This is a genomic window from Robertmurraya sp. FSL R5-0851 (assembly GCF_038002965.1).
Classification (GTDB): Bacteria; Bacillota; Bacilli; order Bacillales; family Cytobacillaceae; genus Robertmurraya_A; species Robertmurraya_A beringensis.
Genome location: NZ_JBBOOE010000001.1, coordinates 412,514 through 429,521 on the forward strand (window position 1 = coordinate 412,514; position 17,008 = coordinate 429,521).

Here is a 17,008-nt window from a genome sequence, read left to right on the forward strand (position 1 = left end):
AAGTGATCTGAAAAGTTGATATTTGGGCCAAAAAGCGGACCATAAAGTCAATGAGTGGACCGCAAATTGGACCGCAAAATTGACGTGTGGCCCGAAAGTGGACCAAAATATTAATTTATGAATCGCAAATCATATCTAGAAAAAAGCATCAGCACATTATTATGAAATGATGCTTTTTTTCGTTTTGTTACTTATCGATTTTCCTAGAGTTTTGCATTAAATCGTATATTTTAAAGTTAAGGAATGATTTCAAATTATTACTAAGGTCTTCTACATCTGATTCAGATATTTCAAAAGTCCCTTCTTTTCCTACTAAGACAACACAGCCATTTTCTTCGTCATAAACTATTTCATAGCCTAATAAACGTAGTTGCATTTCTAGAAAATAATCAAAGCTTTGTTTGGCTTCTGCAGTTTCTTCCCAATCCATTAAGAAGGAAGGAGTAACTCTTAAGGCGTCAGATAAAGCTTTAATTTTGTCTTTTCTAATGTTTTTAATTTCTCCACTTTCATATCTCTGTATCGTAGGTGCACTTACTCCCACCGCTTTAGCAACATCTTCAAGTGTTAAACCCAGTTCCAGTCTCCTGTTTCTAACTTTATCTTTAAACTCCATTTTTTCACCTTCTTATAAGATTGATTTAAATATACTAGAAATTTTGCGTATATGCAATTAGATCGTCTGTTTTGACATAAAATATTGCGTTTAAGTATTGACAGCTACAAAAAGACATATTAGGATAAAATTACGTAAACGCAAAAAAGGAGGTGAAAAGGAATGTTTGATAAGAAAAAATTCAAGGCACAAGTGATTATGTCAGGAAAAACTATGCAACAAGTAGCTGATTTGTTAGAGATCAATCAAGCTACTCTATATCGTAAAGTCAATGGGAGTAGTGATTTTTACAGAGGAGAAATACAATTGCTTTGTGACTATTTAAATATAGAGGATCCTAGTGAAATTTTTTTTACTCCAAAAATTACGCAAACGCAAAACAGGTGACTAGTTTTAAACGAAAACGTAATTTACTGAACGAATTGGAAATGTCAATTTACTGCGAAAATGAAAGAGCTAATACACTAAAAAATACTGGAGGATTTGAAATGAATGAAACATTAATATCACTAACCGAGAAATATGGGACAGAAGTTATTATCGCAAGAATTCTAGAGCAATTGAAATTGCTAGCACATAGTGAAGATAAAGAGGTAGTACAAGCTGTGAAAGAGCTTATCACAAGTGCTGGTTGTGACACAGAGTATATCTATACACTTTGTGAATATACGAATTTAGCAACTTTTGTTTCAGATAATATTCAGGTTACCGATTCATCTTGGAAGAACAAAAACGATATTTAACAAAACTGAGGATGGGACTAACAAAAAGGGTTTCATACTGTTTTTCCCCTACGGTTAGTCCAATCTTAACTACTAAAAAAGGAGGACGTCATGAACTTCATCATTTCAACGGGCAATAGCCGTAAAGATAAGTTTTGGAAAAAAAAGCTAGTGTCATGGGAAGAGTTTACAGAAAAACTTTCCCGAACTATCGTTACGAATGAGACACAGGCAGAGTACCGCAAGATGAAAAAGTACCAACAGGATAATGTGAAGGACGTCGGGGGTTTTGTTGCTGGAGAGCTTAAAGATAATAGGCGTAGAAAAGAAAATGTCTTATCTCGCTCTATGCTCACATTGGATATGGATTACGCAGATCATACGGAGTCGATAGCCACCAATATTGAAATGCTCTATGACTATGCATGCTGTATCTACTCTACTCATAAGCATTGTCCAGAAAAACCTAGACTCAGGCTTATCATCCCATTGTCACGAACTGTTTCACCAGATGAGTACCAAGCCCTTAGCAGAATGATTGCAAAGGAAATAGGTATGGAACTGTTTGATGATACTACCTATGAACCGAATCGCCTTATGTATTGGCCGAGCACTTCATCAGACGGGGAGTACTTTTTTAAAAAGATTGATGGTTCATTTCTAGACCCAGACACTATTTTACAACTTTATAAGGATTGGAAGGATACTTCTACTTGGCCTGTTTCTTCAAGACAAACGACGGTTATTGAAAAGAAAATAAAAAAACAAGAAGATCCTATAACCAAGAGTGGAATGGTTGGAGCTTTTTGTAGAAGTTATAGCATTACAGCGTCAATTGAAACCTTTCTATCAGATGTTTATGCACCAAGTGTAATGGAGGGGCGATTTGATTATATACCAGCAGATTCATCAGCGGGTGTCATGATCTATGATGACAAATATGCTTATTCACATCATGCTACAGACCCTGCTTGTGGGAAATTGCTAAACGCTTTCGACTTGGTGCGAATCCATAAGTTTTCTGAGCTAGATGAAATGACAAAAGAAGGGGCGCCGCCTACCAGTCTTCCTTCCTATAAAGCAATGTTGCAAATTTGTTCAGAAGATGAGCAAGTACGAAAGCAACTAGCATTTGAACGGATAGAACAGGCAAAGGAAGAGTTTGATGATGAAAATTGGGAGTTAAAGCTTGATGTTAATAAGAATGGTAGTGTCAAAGATACACTGAGTAATATAACGGAAATCCTTCGTCATGATGAGCTTTTTATACCGATTGCTTATAATCAGTTGTCTCATCGATTGGATATTAACGGTGAACCACCTTGGAAACAGGTAAAGCCTGGCTGGAATGATGCAGATTTATCGAATGCGAAGGTGCTGTTGGATAAGAAGTATGGGATCTATTCACCATCAAAGTTTAAGGATGCCCTTTTAACAACTGCATCTGAAAGAGCTTTTCATCCAATAAAGGACTATTTTAATGGACTACCTGTTTGGGACGGAACTAAAAGAATTGATCGTTTGCTGATTGACTATTTTGGTTCTGAAGAGAACAGCTATACAAAGGAGGTCATGCGAAAAACGTTATGTGCAGCAGTAGCAAGAGTCTACGAACCGGGTATCAAGTACGACAATGTGTTAATTCTTATCGGTGACCAAGGATTAGGTAAATCGACCTTCTTCTCCAAACTTGCGATGGATTGGTTTTCAGATAGTTTGACTTTGTCGGATATGAGGGACAAGGCTTCGGCTGAAAAATTACAAGGCTATTGGATTTTAGAACTTGGCGAACTTGCGGGACTTCGAAAGGTCGATATGGAATTGGTAAAGGCATTTATCACGAGGTTGGATGATAAGTTTAGACATAGCTATGGTGTTTATGTGGAAAGTCACCCAAGGCAGTGCATCATTGTGGGGACGACGAATTCAGAAAAAGGTATTTTAAGAGATGTTACTGGAAATAGGAGATATTGGCCTGTTCACGTTGGGAAAGGAAAAAAGAATATATGGGCAGATTTGAACCAGTCAGAGGTGAATCAGATATGGGCCGAGGCTATTGTTTATTATAAGCAGGGCGAGGAACTGATCCTTAAAGGAGAATCAGCAGAGTTAGCCTATCGATATCAGCAGGAAGCAATGGAAGAAGACGATCGAGAGGGTCTTGTGAAAGAGTATCTAGAAACCTTATTGCCAGAAAACTGGGATGCCATGAAGTTATTTGAAAGACGTAATTACTTGGCTGGGGAAACAGCTTTTGATTCTGGACCACCGCTAGGAACCAAGAAAAGGACAAAAGTATGTTTTCAGGAGATATGGTGTGAATGTTTTGGCAAAGATAAATCGGATTTAAAGCGTAGCGTTTCATTTGAACTTCAAGGGATTTTAGTGAAACTTGGTGGTTGGAAACGATACGATGGAAACAAATCAGGCAAGATGAAGCATCCTATTTATGGTGTGCAGATCACGTATGTGAGAGAAGACCACAAAGAAACTTAGGCAACCGTAAAGGAAACCACTAAAAACCCCCTATTTACAGGGGTTACAGAGATTGTGTTTCCTAAAGTCTTATCTTTTATAAAGAATAGTAAATGATATTTAGAGTATAAGTACTAGCTTAGTAGTATAGGAGAAATCTCCAGTAGAGATAGTTTGCCCCTTTTTAAAAGGACTTAGGCAACTGGCAGAAATGGAAAGAATCATATTTAAAATGAAAGGAGCTGCTGAAATGGAAGAACAATTCGAAACGATAAAACAATCCATCATTGCAAAAGTTTTAAACGAAGACCATGTAAGCTTTATTGAAGTGGAGAGGATTTTTGAAGAGCACTGTTTTGCGTATCAAGGGGATAAGGTGATTCATCATAGCAAGTATCCACATGTTCTGTTTTGGGGTGGTTGGAATAAACAAGCCATCGATATTCTAGCAATTATTCTGGAAGAAAATAAGATATGCCTCCAACCATCTAACTATTTAAACTATTTGATAGATGGTGATATGCCAGAGATTCCTGTTGCAAATATTGCGAAGGATTATAAAACCGATCATTGGATGCCCATGCTTTTAAAATCAGAGAGTTAAGAAAATGAAATGAAAGAACAAAAAATAACTAGAAAGGATGACGTTAATGAATTCAAAGGCTTATTTGTCAAAAGCTATTTGGTTAGATCAGATGATTGAGAACAAACTGGAGCAGCTACAATCTTTAAAGAGCTTGTCCATGAAAGTAACCACCAACTTTACGATGGATAATGTGGGTGGTGGGGGCATTGAGAAAAGTAGAATGGAAAGTACGATTATTAAAGTGCTGGAATTAGAAGATGAAATCAAAGATGATATTGAATGCATGGTTGAAATAAAGATAAACATTATGAAAATGATCAAAAAAATAAGTAGATTAAATGATCAGTTTTTACTGGAGTTGAGGTACCTTTCGGGGAAAAGCTGGGAAGATGTTGCGGCAACTATGGGATATGATAAAAGGACAGTAATAAGGATTCATGGAAAAGCAATTAAAGAAATGGATAATCTTAAAGAGGCCACTAAATGTCATTGAATGCCACTCTAAAAGTATAGTAGTATTAAGTTGCAAAGGTATAGAAGTTTCAAGAATACCATATGTTGTAGCATATGCCTAAGTTATATCGAGTCGATCTTAGGAAACGCAACATTCTTGATAACCCAGCTCCTATTAATCATAGGGGCTTTTTCTATGCCTTTATTCTATTGAATGCCCTTTGTTATTTACATAATGATGACGGTTAAACGGAGTTGAGAGCCATGCCAATGAAACCAAAGAAGCCATGCAAACACAACGGTTGTCCTTTGTTAACGGACGACAAGTACTGTGAGTTTCATGTAAAGCTTCATGTAGATGATAGAGCAAACGCAACCGAGCGTGGTTATGATAACCGATGGAGGAAGGCGAGCAAGCGTTTCTTAAACGCCCACCCTCTTTGTAAACACTGTGAGCAGAAAGGGAAGCTGACTCAAGCAACGGTTGTTGACCACATCAAACCACACCGAGGAGACCAGAGACTGTTCTGGGATGAAAAGAACTGGCAGCCTTTGTGTAAGAGATGTCATGATCGTAAGACAAGAACAGAAGATCAGTATCCAATCTACACTTTTTAATGGACGGGTGGGGGAGGTCAAATCTCTACAACCTTTTATATGGCGACCGCGCGCCCCCTTCACGTGAATTTTCGCGGAATTAAATAAGGGGGGTATACCTCTAAGGTTGGAAAAGATATTAAATCTCAATAGGCGCAAGGGTTAAAACTATTTTTGAATTTGCGACGAGGTTTTAATTAAGAAGTAGTGCAAAAACTGCTCAATCCTTATGGATACTAGGGTTGAAGCAACTTTATTAATTAAATTAAAAATGTTAGTTAAACGCCAGTAATCACTTGAAAAATAGCTGATTAAGGCGTTTTTTTATTGCTATTTTCAATACAGTTAACGCAGAAAGGGGTGTGAGAGATGAACGAAGTAGAAAAACAGACGATTTATGACCTTCGGCTTAAAGGAGTGGGATACAAAGCCATTGCAGCTGTCTTGGGAAAATCCAGAGATAGTATCCGTGGTTTTTGTAAAAGGAATGGACTTGCTGGTAATTCAAAAGTTGTCGCATTAAATGTGAAAGAGCAAATGGACAATCATCTACTCTGCACTTGCTGCGGGAACCCAATCAACCAAAAAGGTCGTGGAAGGACTCGGAAGTTCTGTTCGGATGAATGTCGCCGGAAGTGGTGGAAAGAAAATCCTCAGGCACGTAATAAAAGTGAAACAGCTATTTACCACTATACCTGCCCGCAGTGTGAAAAAGAGTTCAGTTGCTACGGAAACAAGAAAAGAAAGTTCTGCAGTCATGACTGCTATATCAAATCAAGATTTTGGAGTGAAGAAGATGGAGTTTAAAAAACTGCCCATTGATGATTTAATTCCGGCTAGCTATAACCCAAGGAAAAAACTTAAGCCGGGAGACAGTGAGTTTGAAAAAATCAAAAACAGTATTATGCAATTCGGCTATGTTGAGCCTGTAATCGTCAATCAGGATATGACGGTGATTGGTGGACACCAGCGTATTACAGTACTGAAAACCTTAGGATATACAGAAATAGACTGTGTCATCATTGAGATTGATAAGACAAAAGAAAAGGCACTTAATATCGCTCTGAATAAAATCAGCGGCGAATGGAATAAAGAACTATTGGCTGACCTTATCAAGGATCTACAGTCAGCGGACTTTGATATTTCATTTACAGGTTTTGAGCCACCAGAAATTGATCAGTTATTTAGTGATGTTCATGATAAGGACGTCCAAGAAGATGACTTTGATGTGGAGAAGGAATTATCAGAGCCTGCAATTGCAAAGACAGGTGATATATGGCATCTAGGAAGGCATCGGTTAGCTTGTGGAGATAGCACCAAAGAAGAAGTGTATAAGGTGCTGATGGATGGTCAGAAAGCAAATCTAGTCGTGACAGATCCCCCTTATGGCATATCTTATGATGGAAGCCAAGGAACCATTAAAAATGACAATCTTAAGGATAATGAATTCTACCAGTTTTTGTTTAATGCATTTAAGAATATGGAAAACGTCATGACCAATGATGCGTCTATCTATGTTTTTCATGCAGATACGAAAGGACTTATTTTTAGAAGAGCATTTGAAGATGCAGGGTTTCATTTATCAGGCGTTTGTCAGTGGGTGAAACAAACCTTGGTTTTAGGTCGATCCCCGTACCAGTGGAGAAATGAACCTTGTTTATTTGGATGGAAGAAAAGTGGGACCCATAAATGGTATGCAGGAAGAAAAGAGACCACTATTTGGGAGTTCGATAAGCCAGCAAAAAATAATCTCCACAGCACCATGAAACCTGTACAACTAATTGCTTATACCATTCGAAATAGTACATCACCTAATGCTATCGTCGTTGACCCTTTTTCAGGAAGTGCATCGACCCTTATTGCTTGTGAACAACTGGATAGGATTTGCCACGCCATTGAATTAGAAGAGAAATTTGTGGATGTTGGCGTCAAACGATATATCGAACAGGTTGGCTCCGATGAAAATGTATTTGTTGAAAGGGATGGAGTGAAAATTCCATATTCAGAGCTGGCTCAAGAGGTAGAAATTTTAGAATAATGTAGCGATATTGTTGAAGGGGGGAGAAGCGGTTGAAAACGGCCCTTGAAATGAGTAAGGATGTGAAAAGTTTAGAAACTCGTTCATTAAGAGCAAGTAGCAAAAATATGTATCATTTACTTGAAGATGGTACCACCATGGTAGGAACTCTTTCTGGTGGATTTGAATTTACAATTGACTTAGAAGATTTTGAAAAGGTAAGTTCAAAGGCATGGTACCCGAATAAATCAAATGGGACAGAGGGTACCATTTATGTTACTGATTGTAGAGGGCAACAACTTCATCAGTTTCTCCTAACCCCACCTAAAGGCTTTGAAGTGGATCACATTGATTTAAATCCACTGAATAATTGCCGAAGCAATCTAAGGATATGTACCCATCAGCAAAATCAATGTAATCAACCGTTGCAAATAAATAATACCTCTGGTGTAACTGGTGTTAGTTTCTACTCACCAAGAGGAAAGTATCGAGCTAGAATTAAGGTTTCACAGTATGATATTCACTTAGGGTATTTTCATCATTTTATTGAGGCAGTTCAGGCAAGAAATGAAGGGATGAAATTAATGTTTGGAGAGTTTGGAAGGCTTAACGATGCACCAGAAGCCCCTGTATGGATTAAAAAACTAGTATATGAGAAATGCAGTCGCCATTTTGATAAGGCGGCTGTTTCTGTTTTAGAGGATGAAAGTGCTTGAAAAACATCCTTGCAATCTAGTTGCTATCCCTCAACATGTATGGCAATATGCTACTACCTTGAATAGATTGGAGGCGCAGCAATGGAAGAAAACCTTAAGCCTACATGCAAGTTGCTGGGTGAAGATGGGAATATTTTTTCAATCCTTGGGCGGGTCAGTAGAAATTTAAAAGAGCATGGAAAAGACGTACAAGCCAAGGAAGTGAGTGAGCGAGTGATGGGATCCGGCTCATACGATGAGGCCCTTCAAATTATCATGGAATACGTTGAGGTGGAGTGAATCATGAAATGAAAGTATTATTCGGAAGGAAAGTTAGTAATCTAGCGGAGATGAAGGAAATCACAGTAGAAGCTGCTAAACAAGGGCAGCGAGGACAAAGCTACATTGTAACAAAAGAAGTGGAGTTAGAAGATACCGATTTTCATAACTTTGCAAACGACTTCTTCAACGACCAGCCTTGGATCACAAAAGAAGATGGCGGAGTGAATGAGAACAGGGAAGTTTGCTGCATCAGAGTCATTAACAAAGACACGGGTGAAAAGGTACTTGTTAACAGTGAGGGGTACAGTTGGCCAAGATATACAGCGATAGAAATAGATTAGCGGCAGGCATTAGGGGGCCTGTTTTCTTCTATCAAAGTAAATGCGAAATTGTCCAGGATTCACTTGCTATTCCTTGTGTTTAGAGTGATATATGTACTACACCAAAACACAGGAGGTAATGATAATGGACCGAAAAGAAATGGTCAAAAGACTTGGTAAATTTTTAGGAGTAAAACCAAAATATCTCAGCGCTCCCACTTTTGCTTACGAGATTGTTACGGAGGAAGAAACCTACACAATCGACAGGCAGGGAACCATTACGAACTCAGCTGGGGAAGTGAAAACCTATGACGAGATTGTAATCCTGCCAGAATCGAAAGAAGAAAGTGGAAGCACGATTGAGGAACAGTCAGAGGTTCTTGACCTTGATGGGATTGAGGTGACACTTCCGCTAGAGGCTCACACCGGAAACACATTAAGAAATCTAGTAAACATGCTTTATAGCAAACAGCACCTGATCCTGAGAGCATTTGATACAACCGAGCCATTGATGGACGAAACTTTCCCAGAGGATTTAAGTAAAAAGAAAACAAGTACCTTTGAGGATTTTAAAAAGGCACTCAAAGAACTTGGCCTTGAGAGGCTCCCAGGCTTAGCTTTCGATTTTGAAAACGAAACGTTCACTATCAAACTAGCAGCGCAAAACTTAAATTCCGATAAAATTGCAGCCTTTCAAGAACTCACCGCATTCGTCAATCAAAATGCCAAAAAGCAAAAGCGGGCATCGTTCAAACAAGCTCAGGATGACAATCCGAAATATGCATTTAGGACTTGGCTGATAAGGCTTGGGATGAATGGCCCTGAGTACAAAACGACCAGGAAGGTGCTGCTTCAAAACCTTGAAGGAAGCGGAGCCTTTAGAAAGGTAGGTGAGCCAAGTGAATAAAGAAACCTACCAAGCCATGATTCAGGGGCTTAAGGCGACCATCATTGAAAAAGAGGTAGTGCTAGGTGAGGCAGATGCTAAAGGCGGAGTTCTTAACATTCTGGATTTACTAGAGGATCTGGACCAATTTTGGAACAGTGAAGAGAACTTGGATCCGAATGCAAATGCCCTTCAGATATTCATTGAGGAAACAAAAAAGAAGTACAGTTCTGAGGTGAAACGGGATGGATAGATTTTTCTCACAAACACATTGTGATCGCTGTGGCGGTAACCTAAAAAGTGGGCGGATCATGTCCATGTACAATACCAATTGCATTTGTATGTCATGCAAGGATAAGGAATCCAAGCGGACTGACTATGGTGAAGCAGTAAAAGCTGACCATGAAGAAATCAAGAAAGGGAATTACAATTATAAAGGCATTAAGGTCGATAATTAACTTGATAATCCCTGTGTTTAGAGTGATGTATAGACTACCAAAACACAGGGAGGTTGTTTGAATGACCAGAGATATGGTTCAGATGCTACAAGGAAACATTGATTCGGTGAGAGGCATGGAACTGCTACTCGAGCAAAAAAGAGATTTAGAAGCATCAGGATATCAAGAAAATCAAATTTATCTAATGCCGGGAATGGTAGTCTTGGAACTTGAAGATGGTGAAGTACGCTGGATGGTTTTTAATGGAGAGTTCAAAATGGAGATATGGAAGGAATAAGAAGTTGGAATTGAATAGAGGTTCAAATGGAGTCTGTCTGCGGATAGGCTCTTTTATTAACGCCAAATTTGAAAGGAGGTGGCGCCTGTGGCCCAACGTGGAAGGAAACCCAAACCTACAGCAATAAAGGCGTTAGAAGGCAATCCTGGCAAGAGACAGCTTAATCAGAGCGAACCTCAACCTGATAAGAAAGCACCAAGATGCCCAACTTGGCTGGAACCAGAAGCGAAAAAAGAGTGGCGAAGGATGGTCAAGCAATTAGAGCAATTAGGTATCCTTACAGAAGTGGATATGGCTGCATTTGCGGGATATTGCCAAGCCTACGCAAGGTGGAAAGAGGCTGAAGAGTTTATCACAAAGCATGGAACCATTGTCAAAACCCCTTCAGGATATTGGCAACAGGTGCCGCAGGTTTCCATCGCTCAAAGCTATTTAAAAATCATGAATCGTTTCTGTGAGCAGTTTGGATTAACCCCTTCATCAAGAAGCAGAATTGTGGCAGACAAGCCTAGTGATGCGAATGATCCAATGGAATTTATGCTCTCTCAAGGCGGTGGTAAAGGTGTATGATGAGAAAAAGGCTCAGCATGCTGTGAACTTTATAAATTGTTTAAAACATACAAAAGGCCAGTGGCGTGGTGTTCCCTTTGATCTGTTACCTTGGCAGGATCAAACTATCCGAGATGTATTTGGAACAGTGAAGGATAGTGGCTATCGTCAATATAATACCGCCTATATCGAGATACCAAAGAAAAATGGAAAGAGTGAAATCGCTGCTGCGGTTGCTTTATTAATGACTTGTGCTGACGGTGAGTGGGGAGCTGAGGTTTACGGTTGTGCTTCTGATAGGCAACAGGCCTCGATTGTTTTTGACGTTGCGGTTGAGATGGTGGATCAATCCCCTGCTCTTAGGAAAAGGTTTAAGCCGGTTATGTCAATGAAACGTCTAGTCTATAAACCGACAAACAGTTTTTATCAGGTGCTATCAGCAGAGGCGTATACAAAACACGGTCTGAATGTTCATTCTGTTGTTTTTGACGAATTGCATGCTCAACCAAACCGAGAGTTGTTTGATGTTATGACGAAAGGATCCGGTGATGCAAGACGTCAACCGCTCTTTTTCCTTATTACAACTGCAGGAACTGATCGAAATTCGATTTGTTATGAAGTACATCAAAAGGCAGTGGATATTTTAGAAGGAAGAAAGATTGATCCTACATTCTATCCTGTGATTTACGGAATCAATGATGACGATGATTGGACTGATGAAATGAATTGGTATAAAGCAAACCCGTCGCTTGATCATACCATTGATGTAGAGAAAGTAAGAAATGCTTTTATTAGTGCGAAAGAGAATCCGGCTGAAGAAAATATCTTCAGGCAACTGAGACTTAATCAGTGGGTGAAGCAATCTACCCGTTGGATGCAAATGGAGAAATGGGATGCTTGTGATGATCAGGTGGACCTCGATAGTCTTCGTGGGAGAGAATGTTTTGCTGGCTTAGACCTTTCAAGCACCACGGATATTACCGCTTTTGTGCTGGTTTTTCCTCCAAGGACAGATGATGAGAAATTCATTGTTCTTCCCTACTTCTGGATACCAGATGACAACTTGAAAGTAAGGGTTAGAAGAGACCATGTTCCATATGATATTTGGGAAAAGCAAGGCTATATTAAAACGACAGAAGGGAACGTCGTTCATTATGGATTCATTGAAAAGTTCATTGAAGAACTAGGAACAAAATACAACATAAAAGAAATTGCTTTTGACAGATGGGGAGCTGTCCAGATGGTTCAGAACCTTGAAGGAATGGGCTTTACTGTTGTTCCTTTTGGACAAGGTTATAAAGATATGTCACCAGCATCAAAAGAACTGATGAAAATTACACTAGAGAAAAGACTGGTCCATGGTGGAAACCCGGTTTTAAGATGGATGATGGATAACATTTTTGTGAAAACGGACCCTGCAGGTAACATTAAACCCGACAAAGAGAAAAGTACAGAACGGATTGATGGAGCGGTGGCGCTAATTATGGCACTGGATCGGGCGATTCGAAATGAAAATAGAGAGAGTGTTTATGATGGTCGAGGGATATTGATTCTTTAATAGTAGTTTTGTTGTGCAACCATGCTTGATTCTGTGCGGTTAATGACGGTTGATAGCCATTGTAATTGCTAAATCCGGCTGCATATTCTTTTGATATAATTGCATTAGAGGTGATAATAGTGCAGGATAAGACATTGAAAAGGAATATTGAATCTGCTGGTGGATGGTTTGTTGGAGAATATGCAGCTTTGATACGGAACAAATTCAATCAATTAGAAAACGATAAAGATTTTAAAAATGAGTTTGTAAGAGAGGTATTCCATACTCAAGGAAGAGATAAAGATTATGGGGGTACTAGAACTCGTGTTAATGCTGTTTTAAGAATTATTAAGAACAATAAAATGATTGAAGCTTTGGAGTACATCATTGCTTCAGATCGAATTAATAAAGAAGAGCCTAAAGCTGTAAAGATGGCAAAAGAAGCATTAGGGGAAATCAAATCTAAGCAAACAATCTAGCACTCATTAGGGTGCTATTTTTTATGTTCATTTTTAGGAGGTGGAGAACATGAAGATACCGATTTTATCAAAATTATTTCAATCAAGAGCAAGTCCCAAAAACAGCCTGTTTGGAAGTACTTATAGCTTTTTCTTTGGTAGTACGACAAGCGGAAAAGCAGTCAATGAAAGCACTGCGATGCAGACCACTGCGGTATATGCGTGTGTGCGCATTTTGGCTGAAACTATCGCAAGTCTGCCGCTACATTTATACAAATACACTGACAATGGTAAGGAGAAAGCAGTAGAACACAATTTATATAATATGCTTCATGATGAGCCAAATGCCGAGATGACTTCGTTTGTGTTTAGGGAAACACTAATGAGTCATCTTTTATTATGGGGAAATGCCTACGCACAGATCATTAGGGATGGCAGAGGAAATGTGCTTTCCCTTTATCCTTTACTTCCTGACAGGATGATAGTGGATAGAACTTCTACAGGAGATCTTTGCTATGAATACCGAAAGGATACGGGAACAGTCATTCTCCGAAGTGATGAGGTCCTTCATATTCCAGGACTAGGATTTGATGGCCTGGTGGGATATTCACCAATTGCAATGGCTAAAAATGCAATTGGAATGGCACTAGCCACCGAAGAATATGGAGCAAAGTTCTTCGCAAATGGGGCTAACCCAGGGGGTGTGTTGGAACATCCGGGTGTGGTCAAGGACCCAGCGAAAATTAGAGAAAGCTGGAATGCCGTTTATCAAGGAAGTAGCAATGCCCACCGAATTGCAGTACTTGAAGAGGGGATGAAATTTCAAAGCATTGGCATTCCTCCTGAACAGGCACAGTTCCTAGAAACGAGGAAGTTTCAAACGGAGGAGATTTGTAGAATCTTTCGTGTTCCACCTCATCTTGTAGCAAACTTGGATAAAGCAACTTTCAGTAATATTGAACACCAGTCAATTAGTTTCATTGATAACACTATCATGCCTTGGGTTACGAGAATTGAACAGTCCATGAAGAAGGCTTTGTTAAGTGAAACAGATAAGAAGGAATACTTTATCAAATTTAATCTGAATGGACGACTCAGAGGAGATGCAGGTTCAAGAGCTCAATTCTATCAAATCATGCGACAAAACGGAGTGATGTCGGCGAATGACATCCGAGAACTAGAAGAGATGAACTTAATCCCAGAAGAACAGGGTGGATCGAAATATTTAGTGAACGGGAATTTTGTTGATATGTCAAAAGCCGGAGCTTGGACAGAAAAATATGAGGAGGGATAAGCCATGAAGAAGTTTTGGAATTGGGTCAAGAATGAAGACGGCAGGACACTTCATCTGGATGGCGTCATTGCTGAAGAATCATGGTTTGGCGATGAAGTAACACCGAAACAGTTTAAATCAGAGCTAAACAATGATGGTGGGAATATCACCGTTTGGATTAATTCACCAGGTGGTGACGTTTTTGCTGCAAGTCAAATTTACAACATGCTTATGGATTACAAAGGGGCTGTGACCGTAAAGATTGACGGGATTGCTGCTAGTGCTGCCTCAGTCATTGCAATGGCAGGTGGGGAGGTTTACATGTCACCCGTCTCCATGATGATGATTCATAATCCGATGACCATAGCTTTTGGAGATACAGCCGAAATGAAAAAGGCGATCCAGATGCTGAGTGAGGTCAAAGAAAGTATTATCAACGCTTACGAACTGAAGACAGGTCTTTCAAGGACCAAGCTCTCGCACATGATGGATGATGAAAGTTGGTTTAATTCAAAAAAAGCGGTAGAGCTTGGCTTTGCCGATGAGATTATGTTCCAAGAAGAAAGTGAACAGGACTCATCGGATGAAGGGATTATTTACAACAAAATGGCGGTTGTGAATTCCTTTTTACACAAGCTGCCACAAAAGAAAACAGGAACTGATATCGCCGTATTAGACAAGAGGCTAGACCTTTTAAAATTTTAAGGAGGAGATTTGGATGAGTAAAGTATTAGAACTGCGTGAAAAGCGAGCAAAAGCATGGGAACAAACAAAAGCATTTCTTGATTCAAAACGTGGAGAAGATGGGATTCTTTCTGCCGAGGATACATCTACCTATGAAAAGATGGAGGCAGAAGTTGTCAATCTCGGGAAGGAAATTGACCGATTGGAAAGACAGCAAGCAATTGATTTAGAGCTTTCCAAACCAATTAACCAGCCGATTACTTCAAAGCCAACAGGTGTTGAAGGTCAAAAAACAGGGCGAGCTACAGATGAATATAGACAAGCATTCTGGAAAACGATGAGAAACAAGAGTAACTATGAGGTTCAGAATGCCTTAAAAGTTGGAACAGATTCTGAAGGTGGCTATCTTGCTCCAGATGAGTTTGAAAGAACCCTTATTGAATCGTTGGAAGAGGAAAATATCTTCCGTTCATTAGCAAAGGTCATTACCACTTCATCAGGAGATCGGAAAATTCCAGTGGTTGCTTCAAAAGGAACCGCTTCTTGGGTGGATGAAGAAGGGATTATCCCAGAATCAGATGATAGTTTTGGACAAGTTTCGATTGGGGCTTATAAGTTGGCCACTATGATTAAAGTTTCAGAGGAATTGTTGAACGACAGTGTGTTCAATCTTCAAGCGTATATTGCAAAGGAATTTGCCAGACGGATTGGTGCCAAGGAAGAGGAAGCTTTCTTCATTGGGGATGGTACCGGAAAACCGACTGGTATTTTTAATGCCACCGGAGGAGGAGAACTTGGGGTTACAGCATCCTCCGCAACCGCCGTATCAGTGGATGAGATTATGGATTTATTCTATTCACTAAAATCGCCATATCGTAAAAAGGCTATTTTTGTCATGAATGATACGACGATCAAGGTGATTCGAAAGTTGAAAGATGGGAACGGGCAGTACTTATGGCAGCCTTCGATTCAAGCGGGTCAACCTGATACGATTTTAAATCGTCCAGTGAAAACATCAGCTTATGTTCCAACTGTAGAAGCAGGGGCCAAGACGATTGCTTTTGGTGATTTTGGGTACTATTGGGTCGCAGATCGACAAGGTCGTTCTTTCCAACGTCTAAATGAACTTTATGCCGCAACCGGCCAAGTTGGATTTAAGGCAACGCAGCGGGTAGATGGAAAGTTAATTCTTCCTGAAGCGATTAAAGTGCTTCAACAGAAAGCGTAGGTGATGGTGAGTGAGTAATGTTAAAAACTATACCGAACAAGGTGGAGAAAAAACGATCATCGGAGGAACGCTTGAAATTGTTCCTGGTGGCAAGTTGTTGTTTGATGGAACAGAAGTAAATCCCGCAGATAACCAAGTGAATAGTACAGCAGCTGATGTTGCTGGTCTTGTCACAGACTTTAATTCGCTGTTAGCCAAATTAAATGCAGCGGGTCTGATGAAATCTGAATAACAAAGGGGGAAGCAGTGATGGAGGATTTATTAGCAAAGGTGAAACAAAATCTGATTTTAGATCATAGTGAAGACGATTCTCTGCTTTCCAGCTTCATCACTGCAGCTATTTCCTACGCAGAGAGCTATCAAAAGAAACCGGATGGTTTTTATAACGATAACCCCATGCATCCGACGACTGAACAAGCTGTCATCATGTTATCGTCTCACTTCTATGAAAGTCGGGATGGTAGTACTGGTGGCTTTTTTGCGGACAATGTTGAAGCTAGTAAGCAAGTATGGAATGTGGTCAATATGCTCCTTCGTCTCAATAAGGACGTGATCATATGAGTCTTGGAAAGATGCGTACAAACATTGAGATATTTGAAGTGATATCTATTAAAGATGCAGAAGGCTTTGCCACCAAAGAAGAGCAACTCCTGACCTCTATTCGAGCTTATAAAGAGAATCGTCATGGGAGTGAAGCTTGGAAAAACAGGGCTAGCTTTTCAGAGGCTAGTTCTCTTTTTCGTTTTCGGAAGCCTAAGGGATTTGACGTAACAACGGATTTAATCATTCGCTGTAATGATGAGTCATTCAACATTTTAAGTGTTGGGGATATTAAAGAGCAGGGAATGTATGTGGAAGTATTAGCCGAAAAAATCATTGGTTCAAAGGGGTGAGG

General features: G+C 39.7%; 25 protein-coding genes. 24 read left to right on the forward strand and 1 reads right to left on the reverse strand.

The features are described 5' to 3' along the window. Nucleotides 1-187: 187 nt before the first annotated feature. The gene (locus MKX65_RS02105) at nucleotides 188-616 is read right to left on the reverse strand and encodes a helix-turn-helix domain-containing protein (protein ID WP_340902048.1); all 429 of its coding nucleotides are present in this window, start codon (nucleotides 614-616) and stop codon (nucleotides 188-190) included. Between the two features lie 162 nt (nucleotides 617-778). On the opposite strand from MKX65_RS02105, the gene MKX65_RS02110 reads away from it, so the two are divergent. From MKX65_RS02110 to MKX65_RS02225, 24 genes are all read left to right on the forward strand, one after another. Continuing rightward, the gene (locus tag MKX65_RS02110; protein ID WP_160547846.1) at nucleotides 779-1,003 is read left to right on the forward strand and encodes a helix-turn-helix domain-containing protein; all 225 of its coding nucleotides are present in this window, start codon (nucleotides 779-781) and stop codon (nucleotides 1,001-1,003) included. Nucleotides 1,004-1,104: 101 nt separating this feature from the next. Continuing rightward, nucleotides 1,105-1,359, forward strand: coding sequence for a hypothetical protein (locus tag MKX65_RS02115; protein WP_160547845.1), 255 nt, complete (start codon nucleotides 1,105-1,107; stop codon nucleotides 1,357-1,359). A 90-nt stretch (nucleotides 1,360-1,449) separates the two neighbouring features. Next, nucleotides 1,450-3,834, forward strand: coding sequence for a VapE domain-containing protein (locus tag MKX65_RS02120; RefSeq protein ID WP_160547844.1), 2,385 nt, complete (start codon nucleotides 1,450-1,452; stop codon nucleotides 3,832-3,834). A gap of 229 nt (nucleotides 3,835-4,063) precedes the next feature. Continuing rightward, nucleotides 4,064-4,417 carry a hypothetical protein gene (locus MKX65_RS02125; protein WP_160547843.1) on the forward strand — a complete coding sequence of 118 codons (354 nt, stop codon included), beginning with the start codon at nucleotides 4,064-4,066 and terminating at the stop codon, nucleotides 4,415-4,417. 46 nt (nucleotides 4,418-4,463) lie between these two features. Next, the gene (locus MKX65_RS02130; protein WP_160547842.1) at nucleotides 4,464-4,892 is read left to right on the forward strand and encodes a DUF1492 domain-containing protein; all 429 of its coding nucleotides are present in this window, start codon (nucleotides 4,464-4,466) and stop codon (nucleotides 4,890-4,892) included. A 224-nt stretch (nucleotides 4,893-5,116) separates the two neighbouring features. After that, nucleotides 5,117-5,470 (forward strand): HNH endonuclease, encoded by a 354-nt coding sequence (locus tag MKX65_RS02135; protein WP_160547841.1) that lies wholly within the window; start codon nucleotides 5,117-5,119, stop codon nucleotides 5,468-5,470. Nucleotides 5,471-5,818: 348 nt separating this feature from the next. Further along, the gene (locus MKX65_RS02140; protein WP_160547840.1) at nucleotides 5,819-6,256 is read left to right on the forward strand and encodes a helix-turn-helix domain-containing protein; all 438 of its coding nucleotides are present in this window, start codon (nucleotides 5,819-5,821) and stop codon (nucleotides 6,254-6,256) included. After that, nucleotides 6,246-7,487, forward strand: coding sequence for a site-specific DNA-methyltransferase (locus MKX65_RS02145; RefSeq protein ID WP_340902049.1), 1,242 nt, complete (start codon nucleotides 6,246-6,248; stop codon nucleotides 7,485-7,487). The genes MKX65_RS02140 and MKX65_RS02145 overlap by 11 nt, the downstream gene beginning before the upstream one ends. Before the next feature lie 32 nt (nucleotides 7,488-7,519). Continuing rightward, on the forward strand, nucleotides 7,520-8,182 hold the full coding sequence (locus MKX65_RS02150) for an HNH endonuclease (RefSeq protein WP_340902050.1): 663 nt from the start codon (nucleotides 7,520-7,522) through the stop codon (nucleotides 8,180-8,182). A gap of 81 nt (nucleotides 8,183-8,263) precedes the next feature. Continuing rightward, a complete protein-coding gene (locus MKX65_RS02155) occupies nucleotides 8,264-8,461 on the forward strand; it encodes a hypothetical protein (RefSeq protein WP_160547838.1) in 198 nt (65 codons plus the stop codon). An 8-nt stretch (nucleotides 8,462-8,469) separates the two neighbouring features. Further along, nucleotides 8,470-8,784 carry a hypothetical protein gene (locus MKX65_RS02160; RefSeq protein ID WP_160547837.1) on the forward strand — a complete coding sequence of 105 codons (315 nt, stop codon included), beginning with the start codon at nucleotides 8,470-8,472 and terminating at the stop codon, nucleotides 8,782-8,784. A gap of 124 nt (nucleotides 8,785-8,908) precedes the next feature. Further along, nucleotides 8,909-9,670: a hypothetical protein gene (locus MKX65_RS02165; RefSeq protein ID WP_340902051.1), complete on the forward strand. Its 762-nt coding sequence runs from the start codon at nucleotides 8,909-8,911 to the stop codon at nucleotides 9,668-9,670. Beyond that, nucleotides 9,663-9,902 (forward strand): hypothetical protein, encoded by a 240-nt coding sequence (locus MKX65_RS02170; protein ID WP_160547835.1) that lies wholly within the window; start codon nucleotides 9,663-9,665, stop codon nucleotides 9,900-9,902. The genes MKX65_RS02165 and MKX65_RS02170 overlap by 8 nt, the downstream gene beginning before the upstream one ends. Continuing rightward, on the forward strand, nucleotides 9,895-10,107 hold the full coding sequence (locus MKX65_RS02175) for a gamma-glutamylcyclotransferase (protein WP_160547834.1): 213 nt from the start codon (nucleotides 9,895-9,897) through the stop codon (nucleotides 10,105-10,107). The genes MKX65_RS02170 and MKX65_RS02175 overlap by 8 nt, the downstream gene beginning before the upstream one ends. Before the next feature lie 61 nt (nucleotides 10,108-10,168). Further along, nucleotides 10,169-10,384: a hypothetical protein gene (locus MKX65_RS02180; RefSeq protein WP_160547833.1), complete on the forward strand. Its 216-nt coding sequence runs from the start codon at nucleotides 10,169-10,171 to the stop codon at nucleotides 10,382-10,384. Nucleotides 10,385-10,471: 87 nt separating this feature from the next. Beyond that, on the forward strand, nucleotides 10,472-10,954 hold the full coding sequence (locus tag MKX65_RS02185) for a phage terminase small subunit P27 family (RefSeq protein WP_340902052.1): 483 nt from the start codon (nucleotides 10,472-10,474) through the stop codon (nucleotides 10,952-10,954). Then, nucleotides 10,905-12,491 carry a terminase TerL endonuclease subunit gene (locus MKX65_RS02190; RefSeq protein WP_160547832.1) on the forward strand — a complete coding sequence of 529 codons (1,587 nt, stop codon included), beginning with the start codon at nucleotides 10,905-10,907 and terminating at the stop codon, nucleotides 12,489-12,491. Before MKX65_RS02185 ends, MKX65_RS02190 begins: the two co-directional genes overlap by 50 nt. Before the next feature lie 119 nt (nucleotides 12,492-12,610). After that, nucleotides 12,611-12,949 (forward strand): hypothetical protein, encoded by a 339-nt coding sequence (locus tag MKX65_RS02195; RefSeq protein ID WP_160547831.1) that lies wholly within the window; start codon nucleotides 12,611-12,613, stop codon nucleotides 12,947-12,949. Between the two features lie 49 nt (nucleotides 12,950-12,998). Then, on the forward strand, nucleotides 12,999-14,222 hold the full coding sequence (locus MKX65_RS02200) for a phage portal protein (protein ID WP_160547830.1): 1,224 nt from the start codon (nucleotides 12,999-13,001) through the stop codon (nucleotides 14,220-14,222). A 3-nt stretch (nucleotides 14,223-14,225) separates the two neighbouring features. Continuing rightward, on the forward strand, nucleotides 14,226-14,906 hold the full coding sequence (locus tag MKX65_RS02205) for a head maturation protease, ClpP-related (RefSeq protein ID WP_160547829.1): 681 nt from the start codon (nucleotides 14,226-14,228) through the stop codon (nucleotides 14,904-14,906). Between the two features lie 13 nt (nucleotides 14,907-14,919). Beyond that, nucleotides 14,920-16,113 carry a phage major capsid protein gene (locus tag MKX65_RS02210; RefSeq protein WP_160547828.1) on the forward strand — a complete coding sequence of 398 codons (1,194 nt, stop codon included), beginning with the start codon at nucleotides 14,920-14,922 and terminating at the stop codon, nucleotides 16,111-16,113. A gap of 10 nt (nucleotides 16,114-16,123) precedes the next feature. After that, the gene (locus tag MKX65_RS02215; RefSeq protein ID WP_340902053.1) at nucleotides 16,124-16,345 is read left to right on the forward strand and encodes a Head fiber protein; all 222 of its coding nucleotides are present in this window, start codon (nucleotides 16,124-16,126) and stop codon (nucleotides 16,343-16,345) included. Nucleotides 16,346-16,362: 17 nt separating this feature from the next. Continuing rightward, on the forward strand, nucleotides 16,363-16,674 hold the full coding sequence (locus MKX65_RS02220) for a head-tail connector protein (protein ID WP_160547827.1): 312 nt from the start codon (nucleotides 16,363-16,365) through the stop codon (nucleotides 16,672-16,674). Continuing rightward, nucleotides 16,671-17,006 (forward strand): phage head completion protein, encoded by a 336-nt coding sequence (locus tag MKX65_RS02225; protein WP_160547826.1) that lies wholly within the window; start codon nucleotides 16,671-16,673, stop codon nucleotides 17,004-17,006. Before MKX65_RS02220 ends, MKX65_RS02225 begins: the two co-directional genes overlap by 4 nt. Nucleotides 17,007-17,008: the final 2 nt, after the last annotated feature.